Origin of the sequence: Streptomyces sp. NBC_01803, from assembly GCF_035917415.1 — a bacterium.
Classification (GTDB): Bacteria; Actinomycetota; Actinomycetes; order Streptomycetales; family Streptomycetaceae; genus Streptomyces.
In genome coordinates this window covers 1,388,312-1,409,860 of the sequence record NZ_CP109073.1, presented here as the reverse complement: position 1 = coordinate 1,409,860, position 21,549 = coordinate 1,388,312, and the positions used below count along the sequence as shown (strand labels likewise).

General features: G+C 73.3%; 20 protein-coding genes and 1 pseudogene. 8 read left to right on the top strand and 13 right to left on the bottom strand.

The window, feature by feature from the left end; all coding sequences use genetic code 11:
• Positions 1–35: 35 nt before the first annotated feature.
• The 10 genes and pseudogenes from OIE51_RS05845 to OIE51_RS05800 form a co-directional block, all read right to left on the bottom strand.
• On the bottom strand, positions 36–1,391 hold the full coding sequence (locus OIE51_RS05845) for a sulfate adenylyltransferase subunit 1 (protein ID WP_326596041.1): 1,356 nt from the start codon (positions 1,389–1,391) through the stop codon (positions 36–38).
• On the bottom strand, positions 1,391–2,329 hold the full coding sequence (cysD, locus tag OIE51_RS05840) for a sulfate adenylyltransferase subunit CysD (protein ID WP_326596040.1): 939 nt from the start codon (positions 2,327–2,329) through the stop codon (positions 1,391–1,393). The genes OIE51_RS05845 and cysD overlap by 1 nt, the downstream gene beginning before the upstream one ends.
• A 140-nt stretch (positions 2,330–2,469) precedes the next feature.
• A pseudogene (gene cysC / locus OIE51_RS05835) lies at positions 2,470–3,024 on the bottom strand (adenylyl-sulfate kinase); the annotation flags it as partial.
• A 61-nt stretch (positions 3,025–3,085) separates the two neighbouring features.
• Positions 3,086–3,802, bottom strand: coding sequence for a phosphoadenylyl-sulfate reductase (locus tag OIE51_RS05830; RefSeq protein ID WP_326596039.1), 717 nt, complete (start codon positions 3,800–3,802; stop codon positions 3,086–3,088).
• Positions 3,803–3,827: 25 nt separating this feature from the next.
• Positions 3,828–4,016, bottom strand: coding sequence for a hypothetical protein (locus OIE51_RS05825; protein ID WP_326600511.1), 189 nt, complete (start codon positions 4,014–4,016; stop codon positions 3,828–3,830).
• A gap of 8 nt (positions 4,017–4,024) precedes the next feature.
• The gene (locus OIE51_RS05820) at positions 4,025–5,716 is read right to left on the bottom strand and encodes a nitrite/sulfite reductase (RefSeq protein ID WP_326596038.1); all 1,692 of its coding nucleotides are present in this window, start codon (positions 5,714–5,716) and stop codon (positions 4,025–4,027) included.
• A gap of 329 nt (positions 5,717–6,045) precedes the next feature.
• On the bottom strand, positions 6,046–6,681 hold the full coding sequence (locus tag OIE51_RS05815) for a GNAT family N-acetyltransferase (protein ID WP_326596037.1): 636 nt from the start codon (positions 6,679–6,681) through the stop codon (positions 6,046–6,048).
• 174 nt (positions 6,682–6,855) lie between these two features.
• A complete protein-coding gene (locus OIE51_RS05810) occupies positions 6,856–7,260 on the bottom strand; it encodes a hypothetical protein (RefSeq protein ID WP_326596035.1) in 405 nt (134 codons plus the stop codon).
• On the bottom strand, positions 7,260–7,904 hold the full coding sequence (locus OIE51_RS05805; protein WP_326596034.1) for a hypothetical protein: 645 nt from the start codon (positions 7,902–7,904) through the stop codon (positions 7,260–7,262). Before OIE51_RS05805 ends, OIE51_RS05810 begins: the two co-directional genes overlap by 1 nt.
• A gap of 85 nt (positions 7,905–7,989) precedes the next feature.
• Positions 7,990–9,642 carry an acyl-CoA dehydrogenase family protein gene (locus OIE51_RS05800; protein ID WP_326596032.1) on the bottom strand — a complete coding sequence of 551 codons (1,653 nt, stop codon included), beginning with the start codon at positions 9,640–9,642 and terminating at the stop codon, positions 7,990–7,992.
• Between the two features lie 127 nt (positions 9,643–9,769).
• Between OIE51_RS05800 and OIE51_RS05795 the strand changes: the two genes are divergently transcribed.
• The 5 genes from OIE51_RS05795 to OIE51_RS05775 all read left to right on the top strand — a co-directional run bounded on the left by OIE51_RS05795 (position 9,770) and on the right by OIE51_RS05775 (position 16,124).
• A complete protein-coding gene (locus OIE51_RS05795; RefSeq protein WP_326596031.1) occupies positions 9,770–10,687 on the top strand; it encodes a helix-turn-helix domain-containing protein in 918 nt (305 codons plus the stop codon).
• Positions 10,688–11,121: 434 nt separating this feature from the next.
• The gene (lon, locus tag OIE51_RS05790; RefSeq protein WP_326596030.1) at positions 11,122–13,521 is read left to right on the top strand and encodes an endopeptidase La; all 2,400 of its coding nucleotides are present in this window, start codon (positions 11,122–11,124) and stop codon (positions 13,519–13,521) included.
• An 87-nt stretch (positions 13,522–13,608) separates the two neighbouring features.
• Positions 13,609–14,076 (top strand): PPOX class F420-dependent oxidoreductase, encoded by a 468-nt coding sequence (locus tag OIE51_RS05785; protein WP_326596028.1) that lies wholly within the window; start codon positions 13,609–13,611, stop codon positions 14,074–14,076.
• Between the two features lie 60 nt (positions 14,077–14,136).
• Positions 14,137–15,639, top strand: a complete 1,503-nt coding sequence (locus OIE51_RS05780) for an AlkA N-terminal domain-containing protein (protein WP_326600509.1) — start codon at positions 14,137–14,139, stop codon at positions 15,637–15,639.
• Positions 15,639–16,124 carry a methylated-DNA--[protein]-cysteine S-methyltransferase gene (locus OIE51_RS05775; protein WP_326596027.1) on the top strand — a complete coding sequence of 162 codons (486 nt, stop codon included), beginning with the start codon at positions 15,639–15,641 and terminating at the stop codon, positions 16,122–16,124. Before OIE51_RS05780 ends, OIE51_RS05775 begins: the two co-directional genes overlap by 1 nt.
• 62 nt (positions 16,125–16,186) lie before the next feature.
• Here the strand turns inward: OIE51_RS05775 and OIE51_RS05770 are convergent, their stop codons facing one another.
• Together OIE51_RS05770 and OIE51_RS05765 are read right to left on the bottom strand one after the other, a co-directional pair.
• Entirely contained in the window at positions 16,187–17,209 is a 1,023-nt protein-coding gene (locus tag OIE51_RS05770; protein ID WP_326596025.1) for a DUF2637 domain-containing protein, read from the bottom strand.
• A 180-nt stretch (positions 17,210–17,389) separates the two neighbouring features.
• A complete protein-coding gene (locus OIE51_RS05765; protein ID WP_326596024.1) occupies positions 17,390–18,214 on the bottom strand; it encodes a (2Fe-2S)-binding protein in 825 nt (274 codons plus the stop codon).
• Between the two features lie 149 nt (positions 18,215–18,363).
• Between OIE51_RS05765 and OIE51_RS05760 the strand changes: the two genes are divergently transcribed.
• Entirely contained in the window at positions 18,364–19,128 is a 765-nt protein-coding gene (locus OIE51_RS05760; protein WP_326596022.1) for a GntR family transcriptional regulator, read from the top strand.
• A 38-nt stretch (positions 19,129–19,166) separates the two neighbouring features.
• Positions 19,167–19,355, top strand: a complete 189-nt coding sequence (locus OIE51_RS05755) for a hypothetical protein (RefSeq protein ID WP_326596020.1) — start codon at positions 19,167–19,169, stop codon at positions 19,353–19,355.
• A gap of 149 nt (positions 19,356–19,504) precedes the next feature.
• On the opposite strand, the gene OIE51_RS05750 is transcribed toward OIE51_RS05755, so the two are convergent.
• On the bottom strand, positions 19,505–20,278 hold the full coding sequence (locus tag OIE51_RS05750) for a hypothetical protein (RefSeq protein ID WP_326596019.1): 774 nt from the start codon (positions 20,276–20,278) through the stop codon (positions 19,505–19,507).
• A 177-nt stretch (positions 20,279–20,455) separates the two neighbouring features.
• On the opposite strand from OIE51_RS05750, the gene OIE51_RS05745 reads away from it, so the two are divergent.
• Positions 20,456–21,511, top strand: coding sequence for a DUF3533 domain-containing protein (locus OIE51_RS05745; RefSeq protein ID WP_326596018.1), 1,056 nt, complete (start codon positions 20,456–20,458; stop codon positions 21,509–21,511).
• Positions 21,512–21,549 lie beyond the last annotated feature (38 nt).

Sequence of the window (21,549 nt, the reverse complement as noted above, 5' to 3'; positions counted from 1 at the left end):
CTTGGCGAACGTCGAGAAGACGTCTTCCGTCATGATCAGAAGTCCCACCCATCCGTTTCGTCGTCGGGTGCCGGTGCGGCGGCGCCTCCGAAGGCGTCGCCGGCCATGCCTGCCGTGAGGGTCGCGCCGTCGGCCGGGTCGATCAGCAGGAACGATCCGGTGGCGCGGGAGTCCGCGTAGGCGTCCATCGCCAGCGGCTCCGAGGTGCGGATCACCACGCGGCCGATCTCGTTGGGCAGCAGCTCGCCCGGCTCGGCGTGCTGGGAGAGGTCGTCCAGCGTGAGCCGGGACGGGATCTCCTTGACGATGGCCTTGACCGTGCGGGTGGCGTGCTTCAACAGGACCCGGGCACCCGGGGCCAGCGGCCGGTCGTGCAGGTGGCAGACGGTGGCGGTGATGTCCTGGGACGGGGTCGCCGTGCTGTCGGCGGGCGCGATCAGGTCGCCGCGCGAGATGTCCAGGTCATCGGTGAGGGTGAGGGTGACCGACTGCGGAGCCCAGGCCGCGTCGACGGACTGGCCCAGAGCGTCGATCCGCTCGATCACGCTGGTCCGGCCCGAGGGCTGGACGACCACGCGCTGCCCCACGCGCAGCACGCCGGAGGCGATCTGCCCGGCGTAGCCGCGGAAGTCGGGGTGCTCGGCGGTCTGCGGACGGATCACGTACTGGACCGGGAACCGGGCGGGGTCCGCGGTCGGGTCGTGCGTGACGGGGACGGTCTCCAGGTGCTCCAGCACGGTCGGGCCGCCGTACCAGTCCATGGCGGCCGAGGCGGTCACCACGTTGTCGCCGGCCAGCGCCGAGATCGGGATCGCGGTGATGTCCGGGATGCCGAGGGAGGCCGCGTACGCGGTGAACTCCCCGGCGATCCGGGCGAAGGCGTCCTCGGCGTAGTCGACCAGGTCCATCTTGTTGACCGCGAGCACCACGTGCGGCACGCGCAGCAGCGCGGCCACGGCGGCGTGGCGGCGGGTCTGCTCGACCACGCCGTTGCGCGCGTCGACCAGGATGATGGCCAGCTCGGCGGTGGAGGCGCCGGTCACCATGTTCCGCGTGTACTGCACGTGCCCGGGAGTGTCGGCCAGAATGAACCGGCGGCGGGGCGTCGCGAAGTACCGGTAGGCGACATCGATGGTGATGCCCTGCTCGCGCTCGGCGCGCAGGCCGTCGGTGAGCAGCGCCAGGTCCACGGCCTCCTGGCCGCGGTTGCGCGAGGCCAGCTCGACGGCCTCCAGCTGGTCGGTCAGCACCGACTTGGAGTCGTGCAGCAGTCGTCCGACGAGCGTGGACTTGCCGTCGTCGACGGAGCCGGCGGTGGCGAAGCGCAGCAGCGCGGGGTTGACGGCGTCGGCAGGTGAGCCGGTCCCGGTCGTGTCGAGGGAGGTCGTCATCAGAAGTACCCCTCGCGCTTGCGGTCTTCCATGGCGGCCTCGGACAGCTTGTCGTCGGCCCGGGTCGCGCCGCGCTCGGTCAGCCGGGAGGCGGTGATCTCGGCGATGATCTGCTCGATCGTCTCGGCGTCGGAGTCCACGGCGCCGGTGCAGGACATGTCCCCGACGGTCCGGTAACGGATCAGGCGCGCCTTGACGGTCTCGCCGTCCTTGGGGCCGCCCCACTCACCGGGGGCCAGCCACATGCCGTCGCGGCGGAAGACCTCGCGCTCGTGGGCGTAGTAGATCTCCGGGATCTCGATCTTCTCCCGGGCGATGTACTGCCAGACGTCCAGCTCGGTCCAGTTGGACAGCGGGAAGACCCGGACGTGCTCGCCGGGCGCGTGCCGCCCGTTGTAGAGCTGCCACAGCTCGGGGCGCTGGCGGCGCGGGTCCCAGCCGCCGAACTCGTCGCGCAGCGAGAACACCCGCTCCTTGGCGCGGGCCTTCTCCTCGTCGCGCCGGCCGCCGCCGAAGACGGCGTCGAAGCGGTTCTTGTCGATGGCGTCGAGCAGCGGCACGGTCTGGAGCGGGTTGCGGGTGCCGTCCGGGCGCTCGCGGAGCTGGCCGCGGTCGATGAACTCCTGAACGGACGCGACGTGCAGGCGCAGCCCCTGCTGGGCGACGACGCGGTCCCGGTAGGCGATCACCTCGGGGAAGTTGTGCCCGGTGTCGACGTGCAGCAGCGAGAACGGCAGCGGCGCGGGGGCGAACGCCTTCAGCGCCAGGTGGAGCATGACGATGGAGTCCTTGCCGCCCGAGAAGAGGATCACGGGGCGCTCGAACTCGCCGGCCACCTCACGGAAGATGTGCACGGCCTCGGATTCCAGCACGTCCAGATGCGACAGGGCGTAAGCGCTGTCGGCGTTTCCGCCCGACCTGCGCACGGTGACGGTCATGAGGCTTTCCTTTCGCTCGCTTCTCCGCCCGCCCGGCGAAGGCCGGGGAGGCGGATCATCAGGAGCCCGGCGGCCGGGATGGGCGCCGCTCGCCGGTGTCATGTCGCTCGCCGGTGTCTTCTCGGCTTCTCGCACGGTGCTCACAGGAGTCCCCGGTCGCCCAGCAGGGCGTACAGCGCGACCGCTGACTCCTCGACGGTCTGCTCATGGGCGGCGATCCGCAGATCCGGGTCGACCGGCACCTCGTACGGATCGTCGACCCCGGTCAGCCCGGAGAGCTCGCCAGCGGCCTGACGGGCGTACAGGCCCTTCACATCGCGGACCGAGCACACCTCGACGGGCGTGGCCACGTGCACCTCGACATATCCGGTGCCCGCCGCCTGGTGGCGCTTGCGGACCGCCTCGCGGCTGTCCGCGTAGGGAGCGATGACCGGGACCAGCACCTTCACGCCGTGGGAGGCGAGGAGCCCGGCGACGAAACCGATGCGCTGGACGTTGACGTGGCGGTCCTCGCGGGAGAAGCCGAGGCCGGCGGAGAGGAACTCCCTGATCTCGTCCCCGTCCAGCACCTCGACCCGGTGGCCCTCGGCCGTCAGCCGGTCGGCCAGCGCGCGGGCGATGGTGGTCTTGCCCGCGCTGGGCAGACCGGTGAGCCAGATGGTGGCACCCTGCCTGTTCTCGCTCATCTCCCGCTCGCTCCCTCGTGGTGTGGTGTCGTGTGGTGTGCGTGTACGCGCGCGTCGTCCATCGTGGTTCTCAGACGTGCAGTCCGCACTCGGTCTTGCCGAGGCCGGCCCAGCGTCCGGCCCGTGCGTCCTCGCCCTCGGCTATGCGCCGCGTGCAGGGGGCGCACCCTATGGAGGCGTAACCGTCCTGGAGGAGCGGGTTGGTGAGCACCCCGTGCTCCGCCACGTAGGTTTCCACATCGGCCTGTGTCCAGCGTGCAATGGGGGAAATCTTCACCTTTTCCCGCCCGGCGTCCCACCCGACGACCGGAGTATTCGCACGTGTGTAGGACTCGTCACGCCGAAGTCCCGTCGCCCAGGCGTCGTACGGGGCCAGTCCGGCCTCCAGCACCTGGACCTTGCGCATGGCGCAGCACCGGTCCGGGTCGCGGTCGTGCAGGCGGGGGCCGTACCGGGCGTCCTGCTCGGCCACGGTGAGCTTCGGGGTGAGGGTGATGACGTTCACATCCATCACGGCCGCGACGGCGTCGCGGGTGCCGATGGTCTCCACGAAGTGATAGCCGGTGTCCAGGAAGAGCACGTCCACGCCCGGCAGCGCGCGGGACGCGAGGTGGGCCACGACGGCGTCCTCCATGGAGGAGGTGACGCACAGCCGGGAGCCGAACGTCTCCGCGGCCCAGCTCAGGATGTCGAGGGCCGGGGCGTCCTCCAGCTCGCGGCCCGCCCGCTCGGCGAGAGCGCGCAGCTCCTGGGCTCTATGGGACTCCCTGGTGGTGGCGGTGGTCATGATGCCCCTTTTCTTTCAAGCGTGTTCAGCGGGCGTCGTCGTCGCCGTCGGCGGCGACGGGGCGCGCGAGCCCCTTGGCGAGGAGGCCGAGGAACGACAGCCGGAAGGCGCGGTTGCAGGCCGCGCACTCCCAGGCGCCGTGGCCCTCCTCGTTCGGACGGAGGTCCTCGTCCCCGCAGTACGGGCAGTAGAACGGGGCGGCCCGTTCACTCATGACATCACTCATGACAGAGACCCTTCGTCGGCACGCGCGGCCCACTGAGCGAAGCGCTCGCCGTCCGCTCGTTGTTCCTGAAAGGCGCGGAGCACTCGTTCGACGTAGTCGGCGAGGCCCGCCGCGGTGACCTTCAGGCCGCGGACCTTGCGGCCGAAGGCGGGCTCCAGGCCGAGGGAGCCGCCGAGGTGGACCTGGAAGCCCTCCACCTGGTCGCCGTTCTCGTCGGTGACGAGCTGGCCCTTGAGACCGATGTCCGCGACCTGGATACGGGCACAGGAGTTGGGGCAGCCGTTGATGTTGATGGTGACCGGCTCGTCGAAGCCGGGGAGGCGGCGCTCCATCTCCTCGATGAGCCAGGCGCCACGGCCCTTCGTCTCGACGATGGCGAGCTTGCAGAACTCGATACCGGTGCAGGCCATCGTGCCGCGCCGGAACGCCGAGGGCGTCACCGTGAGGTCCAGCGCCGCCAGCCCCTCGGTGAGGCGGGTGACCTGCTCCTCCGGCACGTCCAGGATGATCATCTTCTGTTGGACGGTGGTGCGCACCCGGCCCGAGCCGTGGGCCTCGGCCAGGTCCGCGATCTTGGTCAGGGTGGTGCCGTCCACGCGGCCGACGCGCGGGGCGAAGCCGACGTAGAAGCGGCCGTCCTTCTGCCGGTGCGCGCCCACGTGGTCGCGCCAGTGGTGGACGGGCTGCTCGGGCGCCGGGCCGTCGGCCATCTTGCGCAGCAGATACTCGTCCTCCAGCACCTGGCGGAACTTCTCCGCGCCCCAGTCCGCGACCAGGAACTTGATCCTGGCGCGGGTGCGCAGCCGCCGGTACCCGTAGTCGCGGAAGAGCGAGACGATGCCCTCATGGACGTCGGCCACCTCGTCCAGCGGGACCCAGGCGCCGAGCCGGACGCCGATCTTCGGGTTGGTGGACAGGCCGCCGCCGACCCAGACGTCGAAGCCGGGGCCGTACTGGGGGTGGTCCACGCCGACGAACGCGACGTCGTTGATCTCGTGCGCCACGTCCAGCAGCGGCGATCCCGAGACGGCCGTCTTGAATTTGCGGGGGAGGTTGGAATACGCCTTGTTCCCCACCACGCGGCGGTAGATCGCCTCGATGGCCGGGGTGCCGTCGATGATCTCGTCCTCGGCGATGCCCGCGACCGGCGAGCCGAGGATGACGCGCGGGGTGTCGCCGCACGCCTCGGTGGTGGACAGGCCCACACCCTCCAGGCGCCGCCAGATCTCCGGCATGTCCTCGATGCGGATCCAGTGGTACTGCACGTTCTGCCGGTCGGTGATGTCGGCGGTGCCGCGCGCGAACTCCTGGGAGATCTCGCCGATCACACGAAGCTGCTCCGTGGTGAGCTGACCGCCGTCGACGCGGACCCGGAGCATGAAGAACTCGTCGTCCAGCTCCTCGGGCTCCAGGATCGCCGTCTTGCCGCCGTCGATCCCCGGCTTGCGCTGGGTGTAGAGCCCCCACCAGCGCATCCGGCCGCGCAGGTCGCCGCCGTCGATGGCGTCGAAGCCCCGGTGCGCGTAGATCGTCTCGATCCGGGTGCGGACGTTGAGGCCGTCGTCGTCCTTCTTGACCTGCTCGTTGCCGTTGAGCGGGGTGAAGTGTCCGGCCGACCACTGGCCTTCGCCGCGGTGGCGGCCGGCCTTGCGGCGGGTCGGAGCGGGCTTCTTGGCGGAGTCGGACATCGTCACAGATCTTTCTGCGGGCAGCAGGGGCGGCTCCGGCCCGGGGCCGGCCGCGGCACTGCGGGCTTCGGGGACGGAGTCAAGCGGGATCATGTGCGGGCGTGCGCCGCGCACATGAAACAGGGGACGTGAGGGATCGGCGGCCTGCGGCTCTCAGCGCGCCGGACAGATGGCGCTGGACGTTCGACCGAAGTCGACGTCGCGCCGACTCACCAGGGCGATTCCAGCTCGCTGCATGACGAGAGCGTGGCACGCGGTGACGCGCGAGTCCACCGTTGTTCACGATGTGGACAAAGCTGTCTCGGTGTGTGAGACGTGTGAGATCCCCGTCACACTGGGCCGCGGGCCCCCGGCCACGGCCCGGGAGTGGCCGTCACCGGCTCGTCCCGCACGGTGGTCGCGAACACCCGAAAACCGCGCCGCCGGTAGTTCTCCAACGCGAACGGTCCGTCCTTGCTGCACGTGTGCACCCACACCCGCCGGGTCGGCTCCCGGCCGGGCCAGCGTTCCGCCAGGTCCCAGGCCCGAGCGGTGCCGAACGACAGCAGCGGGCCGCCGACACCCCGGCCGCGGAACGCGGGGAGCAAACCGAAGTAACTGATCTCTACGGCGCCGCCGTCCTGCGGGTCCAACTCGATGAAGCCCGCGGGCGTCCACCGGTCGTACGCCACCCATGTCTCCACGCCCGGCCGCTCCAGGAAGGCCCGCCACTGTCCGTAGTCCCAGCCGAGCCGGTCCGTCCAGTGGATGTCCCCGCCGACGGCCGTATACAGGAAACGGCTGAACTCCGGGCACGGCACCTCGGCCCGGACCGTCCGGATCTCCCCGGTCCCGGTCCCGGTCCCGGGCTCGGTCCCGGGCTCGGCTCCGGCCCCCGGCGCGGGGGCGGGGGGCGAGGTCTGCTCCAGCGACCAGGTGGTCACGCTGACCCTGCCGGCGGTGGGGGCGGCGGTGGTGTCGTTCACCCCGGCATTGTCACCCCTACGCCGCGAACGGCCCCGGGCACGGTGGCCCGGAGCCGTTCCGAACGGGTGGACGCCGGTCTCGTCGTCGCCTGACCTCTCGCTTCGCCCGCTCTTCTTCCTTATTTCTTCTCTCTTGTTCTCTTTCTCGCCTCTTTCGCGTCGCGCCTCTCCCTCTCAGACGCTGAGCAGCCGCCGCAGCAGCTCCCGGTACTCCAGCAGCACAGTCCGGTGCTCCTCGGTGCCGACCGAGCCGTCGCCCTGCCAGTTCTCGCGCAGCCGCCCCCGGCTCTCGGCAAGCCGGTCGGCGAGGCAGGTCATGGCCTCGTCCAGCAGCGCGTCCGCCTGCGCGACGGCCCGGTCGGGGCTGTCCACGAAGCCGACCACCGCGCTCTGGAGCCCGACCCGCAGCCGCTCGGCGTCCTCCGGCGGGAAGAGCGCGGTGTCGTAGGGGGCGTCTCCGATGCCCTCGTCCGCCGTCAGCCCGCCGGGCGGGACCGGCCCGAGCCCCGGCTCGGCCGGGTCCCCGGCGGCCGGCGACACCGTGTCGTACTTCTCCACCTTCTCCAACTGCTTGGCCATCACACGCCGCCCTTCGTCGTGGTGCCCGCGTGCCGCAGGGCGCCCGGGACGCGCAGGCGCCGGGTGCGCCCGTTCCCGTCGGACGCGGCCGAGTGCCCGCCGCTTCGTTCGGGACCGGTCGTCAGCAGCTCGCGGAACAGGTCGCGGGCCCGCAGCACGGTCTCGCGCAGCTCCTCCGTGTTCGTGCCGCCCGCCGCGCCCCGGCCGGCCAGGGCGTGCACCCGCCGGTATCCGTCGACGAGACGCGGGTGGCGCACCGACAGCGCGGCGACCTGGTCGTCGTGCGAGTCGGAGGGGAAGCCGCGGTCGTGGACGAGCCGGGTCAGCAGGTGGTCGGCCTCGATCACCGCCGCGCTGGGCGAGTCCACGAATCGCTCCTGGACCCGCGTCCACTTGATTTCGTACTGTTCGCGTTCGTCGGCCGCCAGCGGGCGTTCGCGGAGGCCGCCGTGCCGCCGGAGCCGGTCGGACAGCTCCTTCTTCGCCGCCTTGGCGTCGCCGTCGTGCTGGGCCAGGGTCCGGTCGTACTCCGGTCCGAAACGGCGCTGGAGCCGCCCGTTGCCGACGCCGACCCGCGGCATGGCGACGAGCAGTCCGACGACGCCGAGAACCGCCACGGCCAGGATGATGATCGCTAGGGTCACGACTTCCCCTTTCGCAGAGATGCGCTCGTGCGAGGTTTGTCACGACATCGCGTAACCCGGCGAACGGACCCCAAACCCCAAGGCGTTACGCGACGTTGATGGGCCGGGCCCGCGTCACGATGCTGCCCAGGTCAGCGCCGTGCGGCAGGGTCCCGAACGCCCCGCCCCAATCCCCGCCCAGCCGCGACGCGCAGAACGCGTCCGCCACGGCCGACGGCGCGTACCGCACGAGCAGCGCGCCCTGGAGCACCAGCGCCAGCCGCTCCACCAGACGGCGCGCCCGTGCCTCGATCCCCTCCAGATCCGACAGCTCGCCCAGCAGCCCCTTGATGGCGGCGTCCAGCCGGTCGTCCCCACCGGCCGCCTTGCCGACCTCGGCGAAGAAGGCGTTCAGCGCGCCGGGCTCGCGGCGCAGGGCGCGCAGCACGTCCAGCGCCTGCACATTGCCCGAGCCCTCCCAGATCGAGTTGACCGGGGCCTCGCGCAGCAGCCGGGGCATGCCGGACTCCTCGACATAGCCGTTGCCGCCCAGGCACTCCAGGGCCTCGGCGGCCAGCCAGGTGCAGCGCTTGGTCACCCAGTACTTCGCGGCGGGCAGCGCCAGCCGCAGCAGCTGCCGCTCCGGCGCGCTGCCCCGCGCGGCGTCGTCGCACGCCGCCGCCAGCCGCATCGCGAGCACGGTCGCGGCCTCGGACTCCAGCGCCAGATCCGCCAGGACGTTCCGCATCAGTGGCTTGTCGATCAGCCGTCCGCCGAACGCCTCGCGGTACGCGGCGTGGTGCGTCGCCTGCGCCACGGCCTGCCGCATGATCGCGGCCGAGCCCGTCACGCAGTCCAGCCGCGTCGCGCTGACCATCTCCAGGATCGTCGGGACACCGCGCCCCTCCTCGCCCACCCGCCAGGCGGTGGTCGTGCCGTCGAACTCGATCTCGGCGGAGGCGTTCGACCGGTTGCCCAGCTTGTCCTTCAGCCGCTGGACGCGGAACGTGTTCCGGTCGCCGTCCGGCAGCACCCGGGGCAGCAGGAAGCACGTCAGCCCGCCCGGCGCCTGGGCCAGCACCAGGAACACGTCCGACATCGGGGCGGAGCAGAACCACTTGTGGCCCGTCAGCGCGTACGTCCCCGGCTCCGCCAGTGGCTCGGCGCGCGTGGTGTTGGCCCGGACGTCCGAGCCGCCCTGCTTCTCCGTCATGCCCATCCCGGCCAGCACTCCCGCCTTGCCGGCCGGCGCCCGCAGGCCCTCGTCGTAGATCCGCGAGGTCAGCAGCGGCTCCCACTGCCGGGCCAGCTCCGGCTCGTGGCGCAGCGCGGGCACGGCCGCGTGCGTCATCGACACCGGGCAGCCGTGCCCGGCCTCGGCCTGACTCCACACCAGGAAGCCGGCGGCGCGCCGGAGCTGCCCGTGCGGGTGTGACCAGGCGTCCGTCAGCCCGGCCGCGACGGCCCGGTCCAGCAGCCGGTGATAGGCCGGGTGGAAGTCGACCTCGTCGATCCGGTGGCCGTAGCGGTCGTGGGTGCGCAGCACCGGCGGGTGCGCGTTCGCCAGCGCACCCCATTCCTGTACCTCCGCCGACCCCGCGGCTCGGCCCAGCGCGCTCAGCTCGGCGGTCGCCTCGGCGGCGACGTCGGCGCCGACGTGCCGGGCGAACGCCTCGGACAGGGCGGTGTCCTGGGCGAAGACGTCGTAATCGACCAGGGGCGGAACCTGGTTGGTCACCGAGTGGGTGCTGGGGGTCATACCGCTACGGTAGGAGGGTCGGCGCCAGGAGACCAGCCCCCGGCTCAACGGGTGTTGTCCGAACTGATGGCGGGGGAAAGGGATCTAGTAGAGTTTGGGCGGTCTCAGTGGCGGCAGGGGAGCGTGCATGGGCCTGAATCTGAGCGTGAACGATGCCGTCGGGACCGGGTCCAGATCGACGCGCGGCCTCGACCTCCAGCAGAGCGGCCCGACCGTCCCGCGCATGATCCTCGGCGCGCGGCTGCGCCGGCTGCGGGAAGCCCGCGGCATCACCGGCGCCGAGGCCGGACACCGTATCCGGGCGTCGCACTCCAAGATCAGCCGCCTGGAGATGGGCCGGACCGGTTTCAAGACCCGCGATGTCGCGGACCTGCTGACGCTCTACGACGTCACCGACGAGTCCGAGCGCGCCACGCTCCTGGCGCTGGCCCGGCAGTCCAACGCCCCCGGCTGGTGGCACGTCTACCACGATGTGGTGCCGAGCTGGCTCAACGTCTACTTGGGCCTGGAGCAGACCGCCGTCGTCATCCGGGGCTACGAGCTCCAGTTCGTCCCCGGGCTGCTCCAGACCGAGGAGTACGCCCGCGCGCTGCTGCTGCTCGGCCCCGACGACACGCACGACCGGATCGAGCGCCGCGTCGCGCTGCGCATGGCGCGGCAGCGGATTCTGCGCCGGCCGCAGCCGCCGCACCTGTGGGTGGTGATCGACGAGGCGGCGCTGCGGCGCTCGATGGGCGACGCCGGTCTGATGCGGCGGCAGCTCGACCACCTGCTGAACGTGTCCGAGCTGCCGCACGTGACGATCCAGGTCGTCCCGTTCACGGTCGGCGGCTACGCGGCGATCTGCGGCCCGATCACGCTCCTGCGGCCCCCGGGCGGGGAGCTGCCCGACGTGGTGTACCTGGAACAGCTCACCGGCGGTGTGTACCCGGACAAGGCCGCCGAGATCGAGCAGTACCGCCACATGATGAACCGCCTGGTGGTGGAGGCCGAGGCCCCGACCGCCACCCGCGACTTCCTGTACCGCCTGCGCCGCGACATGTAGCCCTCCTCGGGCCTGCCGCGGGCCGGGCACCCGCCTGGGTCGTCGCCGCCGTTGAGGGGCCGCGCCGGCTGGTGGCGGCCGGGGCCCCGCGTCCGCTCGTCCACGGTGGGCGGGACGCCTCCATCCGCACGGCGACGGCCGCCCACCGCGTGCCCCGCCGTACCGCCTTGCCCGTCGCCGGTCGGCCGGTCGGCCGGTTGGCCAGCAGGCCCTGGGCCCTCGGCCGTCGGCCGTCGGGTGCGGCGCGTATCCGTGCTCCGGGGCGGGGGCGTTCGTCCGCGCGCCGGGACTATCCGGGGGCTCCGCCGCGCTGTACCGACCGATCCCCCCCTGGTGCTGATCGCTGACAGCGAACGGCGCGGAGCGTCGGGAACATCCCGCCCCCTCTCGGCATTGAGTCGATGAAGCTCAATTTGCCTGCCTGAGGAGAGGTCATGACTTCATCGTTCGATGTACTCACCCTGCCGGTGCTGCCACTCGACGACGAGGTGGTGCTGCCGGGGATGGTGGTCCCGCTGGAGCTCTCCGACTCCGAGGTGCGGGCCGCGGTCGAGGCGGCGCAGGCTGCCGCGCCGCGCGGGGAGAAGCCCCGCGTGCTGCTCGTGCCGCGCGTGGACGGGGCCTACGCCGACTTCGGCGTGCTGGGCCGCGTCGAGCAGGTCGGGCGGCTGGCCGCCGGTGACCCCGGCGCCCTCGTCCGTGGTCTGCGGCGCGTCCGCATCGGCTCCGGGACCACCGGGCCCGGCGCCGCGCTGTGGGTGGAGGGAACGCCGGTCGAGGAGACCGTGCCCAGCCCGCTGCCCGGCGCGGTCGCCGAGCTGATCAAGGAGTACAAGGCGCTCACCACCAGCTGGCTCCGCAAGCGCGGTGCCTGGCAGATCGTGGACCGGGTGCAGCAGATAGAGGAAGTGGGCCTCCTGGCGGACAACGCCGGGTACCTCCCCTTCCTGACCGCCGAGCAGCGCGTGTCGCTGCTGGAGACCACCGACCCCGTGGCACGCCTGCGGCTCGCGGTGAGGCTGCTGAGTGACCACCTCGCGGAGGAGGACGTCGCCGAGACCATCGCCAAGGACGTGCAGGACGGTGTGGAGAAGCAGCAGCGCGAGTTCCTGCTCCGCCGCCAGCTCGACGCCGTGCGCAAGGAGCTGGCCGAGCTGAACGGTGACGCCGCCGACGAGGGCCAGGACTACCGGGCCCGCGTCGAGGCCGCCGACCTGCCGGAGAAGGTGCGCGAGGCGGCCCTGAAGGAGGTCGACAAGCTGGAGCGGTCCTCCGACGCCAGCCCGGAGGGGAGCTGGATCCGCACCTGGCTCGACACCGTTCTCGAACTGCCGTGGAGCACCCGCACCGAGGACTCCTACGACATTCCCGGCGCCAAGGCTGTCCTCGACGCCGACCACGCGGGCCTGGAGGACGTGAAGGCGCGGATCACCGAGTACCTGGCCGTGCGCAAGCGGCGCGGTGACCGGGGCATGGGCGTCATCGGCGGTCGGCGCGGCGGCGCGGTGCTGGCTCTCGTCGGGCCGCCCGGGGTCGGCAAGACGAGCCTCGGGGAGTCCGTGGCGCGGGCGATGGACCGCGCGTTCGTCCGCGTCTCCCTCGGCGGCGTGCGCGACGAGGCCGAGATCCGCGGCCACCGGCGCACGTACGTCGGCGCGCTGCCCGGCCGGATCGTGCGGGCCATCAAGGAGGCCGGCTCGATGAACCCGGTCGTGCTGCTGGACGAGATCGACAAGGTCGGCAGCGACTACCGGGGCGACCCGGCCGCCGCCCTGCTGGAAGTGCTGGATCCGGCGCAGAACCACACCTTCCGCGACCACTACCTGGAGGTCGAGCTCGACCTGTCCGACGTGGTGTTCCTCGCCACGGCGAACGTGCTGGAGGCCATCCCGCAGCCGCTGCTCGACCGCATGGAGCTGGTGCGGCTCGACGGCTACACGGAGGACGAGAAGGTCACCATCGCGCGCGGCCACCTCGTTCCCCGGCAGCTCGACCGCGCGGGCCTGGGCGGCGACGAGGTCGTCATCGAGGACGGCGTGCTGCGCAAGCTGGCCGGCGAGTACACCAGGGAGGCGGGCGTCCGGGGCCTGGAGCGCACCATCGCCCAGCTCCTGCGCAAGGTCGCGGCCCGCGCCGAGCTGGCGGAGGTCGCGCTGCCGTTCACGGTCACCGTGGAGAACCTGCGGGACCTGATCGGCCGTCCGCACCACACGCCGGAGGCGGCACAGGAGCCGGCCGCGCGGCGTACGGCGGTGCCGGGCGTGGCGACCGGCCTCGCGGTCACCGGCACGGGTGGCGACGTCCTCTTCATCGAGGCGTCCCTGGCCGATCCGGAGACGGGCGGCGCGGGCCTGACCCTGACCGGTCAGCTCGGCGACGTGATGAAGGAGTCCGGCCAGATCGCCCTGTCCTACCTGCGCTCGCGCGGCGCGGAGCTGGAGCTGCCGGTCGGCGACCTGAAGGAGCGCGGCGTCCACCTGCACGTCCCGGCGGGCGCGGTGCCGAAGGACGGCCCGAGCGCGGGCATCACCATGACGACCGCGCTGGCCTCGCTGCTCAGCGGTCGGCAGGTGCGGCCCGACGTGGCGATGACCGGTGAGGTGTCGCTGACCGGGCGGGTGCTGCCGATCGGCGGCGTGAAGCAGAAGCTGCTCGCCGCGCACCGGGCGGGGCTGACGACCGTGATCATCCCCCAGCGGAACGAGCCGGACCTGGACGACGTGCCGAAGGAGATCCTGGCCACGCTCGACGTCCACCCGGTCACGGACGTCCGGCAGGTGCTGGAGCTGGCCCTCACGCCCGCCGGCACGGAGGCGGTCGTCGCGGCGGCCTGACCCCGTGGCGGCGCGGTGGGCGGCGCGGTGGCGATCACCACCGCGCCGCCCTCCTCCAGCCCGGTGGGGGGCGTAGGGTGCTGCGCCATGAGTCCATCGATCGCGAGGACGTCGATCGTCGACATGCCGCGCCTGCTCGACTTCGTCCGCGCCCGCCACCGGGCGATTCTCCTCACCCGCCGCGCCGACGGCTCCCCGCAGGGGTCGCCCGTGACCTGTGGCGTCGACGGCGACGGACGGCTCGTCGTCGCGACGTACCCGGAGCGCGCCAAGAGCCACAACGCGCGGCGTGACGCCGAGGTCAGCGTCATCGTCCTGTCCGACGACTGGGACGGCCCCTGGGTGCAGATCGACGGTACGGCCGAGGTGCTGGACGTGCCGGACGCGCTGGAGCCGCTCGTCGAGTACTACCGGAACATCGCGGGCGAGCATCCCGACTGGGGCGAGTACCGCGCCGCGATGCTCCGGCAGGGCAAGTCCCTGATCCGCGTCACCCCCCACCACTGGGGTCCGATCGCGACCGGCGGCTTCCCGGCGCGGCTCGCCGACAAGTGAACCGTCGCGTCCGATTTCCGCCAGTGGCCGGCTTCCCCGCCCAGCACACTGGACGGCGTGATGGACGATGACAGCAGGTACGAGGCGGTGCGCGGCCGGGACGAGCGCTTCGACGGGGTGTTCTTCACCGCGGTGCTGACCACCGGCATCTACTGCCGGCCGAGCTGCCCGGCGATCACGCCGAAGCGGCGGAACATCCGTTTCCTCCCTTCGGCCGCCGCCGCCCAGGCGGCGGGTTTCCGGGCCTGCCGCCGCTGCCGTCCGGACGCGGTGCCCGGCTCGGCCGAGTGGAACGTCCGGGCGGACGCGGTGGGCCGGGCGATGCGGATGATCGCCGACGGTGTGGTGGACCGCGAGGGCGTCGCCGGGCTCGCCCGGCGGCTCGGGTACAGCGCCCGGCAGGTGCGGCGGCAGCTCACCGCTGAGCTGGGCGCCGGCCCGGTCGCCCTGGCGCGGGCGCAGCGTACGCACACGGCCCGGCTGCTGCTCCAGACGACCGACCTGCCGATCACGGAGGTCGCGTTCGCGTCCGGCTTCTCCAGCGTCCGGCAGTTCAACGACACCGTGCGGACCGGCTACGACCTGACCCCGACCGAGCTGCGCGCCACCGCGTCGGCTCGCCGGGGCCGCGGCCCGGCCGCCGTGCCGGCGGCCGGCGTTCCGCTGCGGCTCGCGTACCGGGGGCCATACGCGGCGCGCGAGGTCTTCGACTTCCTCCAGCGCCGCGCGATCGCCGGGATCGAGGAGATGCTGGGCGAGCCCGGCGCCCGGACGTACCGCCGCTCGCTCGCCCTGCCGCACGGCACGGGCGTGGCCGAGGTGACCGAGTCCGCCGACGCGCGGGGCGCCCGCTGGCTCGACTGCCGGCTGCTGCTGACGGACCCGCGCGACCTGACGACCGCCGTGCAGCGGACGCGGCGGCTCTTCGACCTCGACGCCGATCCCTACGCCGTGGCGGAACGGCTCGGCGCCGATCCGTTCCTCGGCCCGCTGGTCGCCGCCCGTCCCGGGATGCGCTCGCCGGGCGCGGCCGACCCGGAGGAGCTGGCGGTGCGCGCGGTCCTCGGCCAGCAGGTCACCGTGGCCGCCGCCCGCGCGCTGGCCGGGAAGCTGGTCACGGCGTACGGCAAGCCGCTGCCCGCGCCCGACGGCGGGCTCACCCACGTCTTCCCCGAGCCCACCGCGCTGGCGGAGGCGCCGCTGACCGAGCTCGGCATGCCGGAGAGCCGCCGCCGCACGATCCGCACCCTGTGCGCCGCGCTCGCCGACGGCGATGTCGGTCTCGGACCCGGGGTGCGCCGCGACGAGGCGGAACGCGCCCTGCTCGCGCTGCGCGGCATCGGCCCGTGGACGGTCGGCTATGTCCGGATGCGGGCCCTGGGCGACCCCGACGTCTTCCTGACGGGCGACGCGGGCGTCCGGCAGGGCCTGAGCGCCGTCGGCGCGCCCGCCGACGCGGCCCAGGCGTGGCGCCCCTGGCGCTCCTACGCGCTGCACCACCTGTGGAACGCGGTCGGCCCGGCGGGTCCGGCCGGCCCGGCCAGTACGGAGAAGAGGCACTGATGCTGTACACCACTCACCCCAGCCCGCTCGGAGAGCTGCTGCTCGCCGGGCCCGAGCCCGGCACCCTCGCCTGGGTCACCCTGCCGGGACAGAAGGGCGGCGCCACGGTCGGCGCGGACTGGCGGCGGGCCGCCGCGGACTTCACCGCCGCGGCGGGTCAGCTCGACGCCTATTTCGCGGGTGAGCTCAAGGAGTTCGACATCCCGCTGGCACCGCGCGGCTCGGCGTTCCGCGAGCGGATCTGGGCGGCGCTGGACCACATCGCCTACGGATCGACCGTGACGTACGGCCAACTCGCCGCGCTGGCCGGGGTTTCCCCGCTGTCCGTGCGCGCGGTGGGCGGCGCGGTCGGCGCCAATCCCCTGACGGTGATTCGCCCCTGCCACCGCGTCATCGGCGCCAACGGCTCTCTGACGGGCTACGCGGGCGGCCTGCCGCGAAAGCGGCAACTGCTCACGCTGGAAGGCGTCCTGACCGACCGGTGACGCCGGAAGGGGTCCCGGACGGGCGGCCGGCGGTCAGGCCGCCGGCCGTCAGCCGCCCGCCGTCAGCCGAAGGAGCGCTCGATCCGGGCCAGCTTCTCTTCGAGGGAGTCCAGCCGCGGGGCGGCCTGGGACATGGGGGAGTCCAGGCCGTCGTCGCCGCGCACGCTCCGGCCGGGAGCGGCCGTGGTCAGGGGGTCCTCCGGCGGGGCGTGCAGGGCGCGGCGGGGGAGGCCCGACTCCAGGGCGGCGGGCTCACTCGGCGCCGGGACCTGGGCCACCGCGCCACGGCCGAGCATGTTGTGGTGGCCGCCCAGCGCCCGCATCCGGGCGCGCTCCAGCTTCCGCTGCTCGCGCCGCACCGTGCGCTGCTCGTCCTTCTTCCGGCGCTCGTCGCGGACCTCTTCGACGGCCTCGTCCAGCGTCCGCACGTTCTCCAGCAGCATCAGCGACCAGGCGCCGAACGTCTCGCGCGGCGCCCGCATCCAGCGGACGAAGCGGATCTGGGGCATCGGCCGCGGCACCAGGCCCTGTTCGCGCAGCGCGGTCCGGCGGGTCTGCTTCAGCGCCCGGTCGAAGAGGACGGCGGCCGACAGGGACATCCCGGCGAAGAAGTGCGCGGCGCCCGCGTGGCCCGTGCCGCGCGGCGCGTGCACCCAGTTGAACCAGGCGGCGGCACCGGCGAACATCCACACCAGCATCCGCGAGCCCATCGAGGAGTCACCGTGGCTCGCCTCGCGCACCGCGATGACCGCGCAGAACATCGCCGCGCCGTCGAGGCCGAACGGGACCAGGTACTCCCACCCGTTGGACAGGTCGAGGTTCTGCCGGCCGAAGCCCACCAGGCCCTGGAACGACAGCGCCGCGGCCACCCCCGCGCAGCAGAACAGCAGCGTGTAGGAGGCGGAGGCGTAGATCCGCTCCCGGCGCCGGCGCGTTGTCTCCAGGCGCTCCCAGGAGTCGGAGGAGTCCCCGGCGTCCTTCCTGGGCTTCCGGCCTCGGGTCAACAGCGCGACGGCCGCCAGGAATCCGATCAGCAGCACCGCTGCCGCCAGCACCCAGCTGAATTCTATGTCCGTCGATGTCATACGGGTCTGCCCCTCGCCTGGGTGTGCCTGCTTCGCGGCGCCTGTGGTGGTCCTGTGGCGGCTGTGCCTCTGCCGAGCATCGTGATGCTAACGGAGGCCGCACTGGTCGGATTTCGGGTGGAATCCTACCAACAGGGGTTATTCCGAATAAAGTTGGGCTGGCCGGAAAGGAATCTGTTATCAGCTTGCGGCCAGTCTGATAGCTCGTTCGGTGTCACAGGTGCGCGGGCAGGTGACGCACGTGTCCTCGGGACGCAGCGTGTAGTACATGCAGCAGCTCGCCCGGTCCCGCGTCGCCAGCGGCCTCCCGTCCGGCCCGGCCAGCTCGCGGAACCCGGCGCCGGGTGTGAACGGGGCGGTGGAGCCCGGCAGCAGCAGCCCGGCCTCGGTCATGGCCCGTCGCTCCTCGCCGACCAGGCTGCCCATGTACCAGAGCGACTCGACCAGCTCGTCGGTGGCCGCGCCCCACAGCGCGCGCGGCCCGCGCCGCATGTGCGGGCCGAACGCGGTGAGCACCGGCCCGAGATGGTCGGCGGCGGCCTGCCGCACGGCGGCACGCAGCGCCTCCTCGTCGCGGACGATCCGCGCCAGCGGATGGCCGGCGTCCGGATCGTCGGGCAGGCAGCTGAACGCGGTGGCCCGGACGGTGACCCGCCCCTCGCCCGGATGGAACGAGACGTCTCCGGGCGCGAGCCACGGGACGCGGCGCAGCAGGAAGTGGGGGAAGGTGAACAGGACGGCGGCCGGCCAGGCGTAACGGTGGAGGGCGAAGCCGGCGATCACGTCGGGCCGCGCGCGGGTGCCGTACTCCGCCAGGAGCCGCTCGGCGTTGACGGCCAGCAGCTCGTCCAGGGCGGGCCCGCCGGCCGCGAGGTCGCTCCCGCGCGTCCAGCCGTCGCCGTGCCGCGGCTCCTCCTCGGTGATGCGCAGTGCGGGCATGACCTCGGCGACCCGGGCGAAGGCGGGCGCGAGCGGCGTGGTCCGGACAAGCGCGGGCACGGTCATGAGCCACCGTTCTTGATCGCATTCCGATCGTGGACAGGTAAGCCTTACCTTACCCGAGCCGTCATGGGGGTGTGCCAGGGGGCCGCGTGCCCCTAGGGTGGCGAAACTGAATCTCGTTGCCGTGCAGGCGGGATGGGACGGAGCGGTGAATGGAGCCCACCCGAACGGAGACAGCCGGACCGGTGCCGTCGGCCTCGGGCCCGGCGGCGGTCCGGCCCGCGCCGCCCGCCGGGCGGCGCCCGCGCCCGCTGCCCGCCCGGCATTCGGTGCGCGACCAGGTCCTCGCCGCCCTGCGGGAGGACCTGGCGCGCGGCGAACTCGCCCCGGGCCGAACGTATTCGGCGCCCGCGCTCGCCGAGCGCTACGGGGTGTCCGCGACGCCCGTGCGGGAGGCGATGCAGCGGCTGGCCAGCGAGGGCGCGGTCGAGATAGTGCCCAACCGCGGCTTCCGCGTCGCCGGGCGCAGCGCGCGCGACACGGCGGAGCTGGCCGAGGTCCGCTCCGCCCTGGAGGTGCCGGCCGTCCTGCGGCTGGCCCGCGCCCTGCCGCCCGAGCGCTGGGACGAGCTGCGCCCGCTGGCCGACGCAACGGTCGGCGCCGCCTCGGCGGGTGACCGGGCCGCGTACGCGGCGGCGGACCGCGCCTTCCACCGGGCGCTGATGAGGCTGACCGGGAACCGTCAGCTGGTCGCGATCACCGAGGACCTGCACCGCAGGGCCCAGGTCCCGGCCGCGCACGGCGCGCTCCCCGAGACCGCCGAACTCCTCGCGGACGCCCTGGAACACACGGCCCTGCTCGACGCGCTCCGCGTGGGCGACTACGCGGGTGCCGAGGCACTGGCGCTGCGCCACTTGGCCCCACCCCGGGAGCCGACCCTCGATCCGGACGCCGGGAAGTCCCCCTCCGGCGGCTGACCCGGCCACGCCGAACGAGGACGCCGAGGCGGACCGGGGTGTTCCGCCGCCCCGTTTCCGGTCCCGGCGCGCCGGTGAAGGCGCGGGCCACCGTACGTCCGACCGGCACCGACGCGCTCCGCGTGGGCGACTACGCGGGTGCCGAGGCACTGGCGCTGCGCCACTTGGCCCCACCCCGGGAGCCGACCCTCGATCCGGACGCCGGGAAGTCCCCCTCCGGCGGCTGACCCGGCCACGCCGAACGAGGACGCCGAGGCGGACCGGGGCGTTCCGCCGCGCCGGTCCTGTCCCGGCGCGCCGGTGAAGGCGCGGGCCACCGCGCGTCCGACCGGCACCGTTCCCGGCCGGGCCGTTACTCCGGCGTCGGGTGGGGCGGTCAGGGGGTGGGGGCGAGGTCCGGGGCCAGCCAGCGGGGGATGCCGCCCAGGACCCGGTACAGGCGGGCGGCCTCGGCGCGCAGCTGTGCGGCCTCCGGCTCCGGCTGGACCTCGGCGAGGGAGACCAGGGCCGGTGCGATGCCGACCAGGAAGCCGGTCTCCTCGCGCAGGCGCAGCGACTCCGCGAAACCGTGCCGGGCCTCCGTCAGATCGCCGGTGGCCAGGGCCAGGGCCGCCAGGTGGCGCCACGTGTAGGAGCTGAGCAGCACGTCGCCGTGGCCCAGGGCGGCGTTGTGGGCGCGGCGGAAGCCGGCCTCGGCGGCCTGCGGGTTGCCCGTCACGTGCTGGGCGACCAGCCCGCGCCGGAAGTCCAGCAGCGCCCGGCCGGGGGAGTCCGGCGCCAGCAGCGCCGCCGCCCGGCCCAGCGCGGCGCGCGCCTCGTCGGCGCGGTCGCGCACGCGCAGCAGCGTCGAGGCGTAGGCGAGGTAGCCGCGCTCGCAGGCGGCGGCGCCCCGTTCCTCGTCGTCCAGGGGCATCGACTCGGTCGCCCGCAGCGCCTCCTCGGCCCGGTCCCAGCCCTCGGCGGTGAACATGCAGCGCTCCGCCAGCAACTCCGCCCGCAGCAGCGCCGCCCACGGCTCCGTCCGGGCCGGTGCGTCCAGCAGCGCCGCGGCGTCCTCCCAGCAGCCGCGAGACCGCAGTCGCCATACCGCGGCGTCCGCAGGAGCTGTCCCCGCCGTCCGAACCTGACGTGGTACGGCGGTTTCCGTCACATGGCCTCCTGGGGGCACGTCGTCGAGCCGTCGGTCGTCTGTGATGTGAGTGCATCTCAGCACGAGCGGCACGGCCCGGCCAAGAGGGCCGCGTGAATCAGTTCACAAACCAGCCGCGTCAGCCGATCGGTCGGCCCGCGGGTGCGGGCGTGCGCCCTGCCGACCACGATGGGCGATATGGATCGGATAGCCGGATACGGCACGGCCGACAACCGCACCGAGGCGCGGGGCGCCGTGACGCCGCGCGCCGCGCTGCTTGTCCTCGGTGTACTGCTGCTCCACCTCGCGTTCATCACCTCCTACCTCGGCGCCCTCCACGACCCGGAGCCCGATCGCGTCCCGATCGCGGTGGTGGCGCCGGACGACGTGCGCGGCGAGCTGATCGGCCGTCTGGACGCGCTGCCGGGTGGACCGCTCGACCCCGACCACCGAGCCAAGGACGCCGACGACGCCCGCCGCCAGGTCGAACGGCGCGATATCGACGGCGCGTTGATCGTGGATCCCGGTAGCGCGGTCGACACCCTCTACGTCGCCGGCGGCGGCGGCTCCTCGCTCGCGCAGGCCCTGACCGACGTGATCCGCGAGGCGGAGGCGGCCGAACAGCGCACCGTCACCGTGGAGGACGTGGCACCGGTCGGCGACCACGACAGCCGCGGCCTGTCGTCGTTCTATCTGATCGTCGGCTGGTGTCTGGGTGGTTACCTCTGCGCGGCGGCCCTCGCCGTCAGCGCGGGTGTCCGCCCGGCCACGGTCGGCCGGGCGCTGCGGCGCCTCCTGCTCCTCGGCGTCTACTCGCTGATCGCCGGGCTCGTCGGCGCGGTGATCGCCGGGCCGGTGCTGGAGGCGCTGCCGGGGCGGGTGGTCGCCCTGGCCCTGCTGGGCGCGCTGGTGGTGTTCGCCACCGGGGCGCTGACCTTCGCCTGCCAGGGCCTGCTGGGCATCGTCGGCATCGGCGTGGCGCTGCTGCTCGTCGTCGTGCTGGGCAACCCCAGCGCGGGTGGTCCCTATCCCTATCCGCTGCTGCCACCGTTCTGGCAGGCCATCGGTCCGGCGCTCATCCCGGGCGCGGGCACCTGGCTCGCCCGTTCCATCGCGTACTTCGACGGGCGGGCCGTCCTCGGGCCGTTGCTGGTGCTCGCCCTCTGGGCGATCGCCGGGACGGCGCTCACCCTGCTGTTCGCCAAGCTGCGCGGCGGGTCGCGCTCGTCGCTGGACGAGCTGAGCTTCCACTGAGCCCGCCGATGAGCCGACCCGGTCGCGGCACGCCGACA

Bases quoted from the DNA above. Each gene is read 5' to 3' on its own strand.
- OIE51_RS05830 (WP_326596039.1), bottom strand. From the start codon at position 3,802: ATGACCACCGCCACCACCAGGGAGTCCCATAGAGCCCAGGAGCTGCGC.
- OIE51_RS05765 (WP_326596024.1), bottom strand. From the start codon at position 18,214: ATGACCGTGCCCGCGCTTGTCCGGACCACGCCGCTCGCGCCCGCCTTC.
- OIE51_RS05800 (WP_326596032.1), bottom strand. From the start codon at position 9,642: ATGACCCCCAGCACCCACTCGGTGACCAACCAGGTTCCGCCCCTGGTC.
- OIE51_RS05775 (WP_326596027.1), top strand. From the start codon at position 15,639: ATGCTGTACACCACTCACCCCAGCCCGCTCGGAGAGCTGCTGCTCGCC.
- OIE51_RS05760 (WP_326596022.1), top strand. From the start codon at position 18,364: ATGGAGCCCACCCGAACGGAGACAGCCGGACCGGTGCCGTCGGCCTCG.
- OIE51_RS05820 (WP_326596038.1), bottom strand. From the start codon at position 5,716: ATGTCCGACTCCGCCAAGAAGCCCGCTCCGACCCGCCGCAAGGCCGGC.
- lon (WP_326596030.1), top strand. From the start codon at position 11,122: ATGACTTCATCGTTCGATGTACTCACCCTGCCGGTGCTGCCACTCGAC.
- OIE51_RS05785 (WP_326596028.1), top strand. From the start codon at position 13,609: ATGAGTCCATCGATCGCGAGGACGTCGATCGTCGACATGCCGCGCCTG.
- OIE51_RS05770 (WP_326596025.1), bottom strand. From the start codon at position 17,209: ATGACATCGACGGACATAGAATTCAGCTGGGTGCTGGCGGCAGCGGTG.
- OIE51_RS05795 (WP_326596031.1), top strand. From the start codon at position 9,770: ATGGGCCTGAATCTGAGCGTGAACGATGCCGTCGGGACCGGGTCCAGA.
- OIE51_RS05825 (WP_326600511.1), bottom strand. From the start codon at position 4,016: ATGAGTGAACGGGCCGCCCCGTTCTACTGCCCGTACTGCGGGGACGAG.
- cysD (WP_326596040.1), bottom strand. From the start codon at position 2,329: ATGACCGTCACCGTGCGCAGGTCGGGCGGAAACGCCGACAGCGCTTAC.
- OIE51_RS05845 (WP_326596041.1), bottom strand. From the start codon at position 1,391: ATGACGACCTCCCTCGACACGACCGGGACCGGCTCACCTGCCGACGCC.
- OIE51_RS05780 (WP_326600509.1), top strand. From the start codon at position 14,137: ATGGACGATGACAGCAGGTACGAGGCGGTGCGCGGCCGGGACGAGCGC.
- OIE51_RS05745 (WP_326596018.1), top strand. From the start codon at position 20,456: ATGGATCGGATAGCCGGATACGGCACGGCCGACAACCGCACCGAGGCG.
- OIE51_RS05810 (WP_326596035.1), bottom strand. From the start codon at position 7,260: ATGGCCAAGCAGTTGGAGAAGGTGGAGAAGTACGACACGGTGTCGCCG.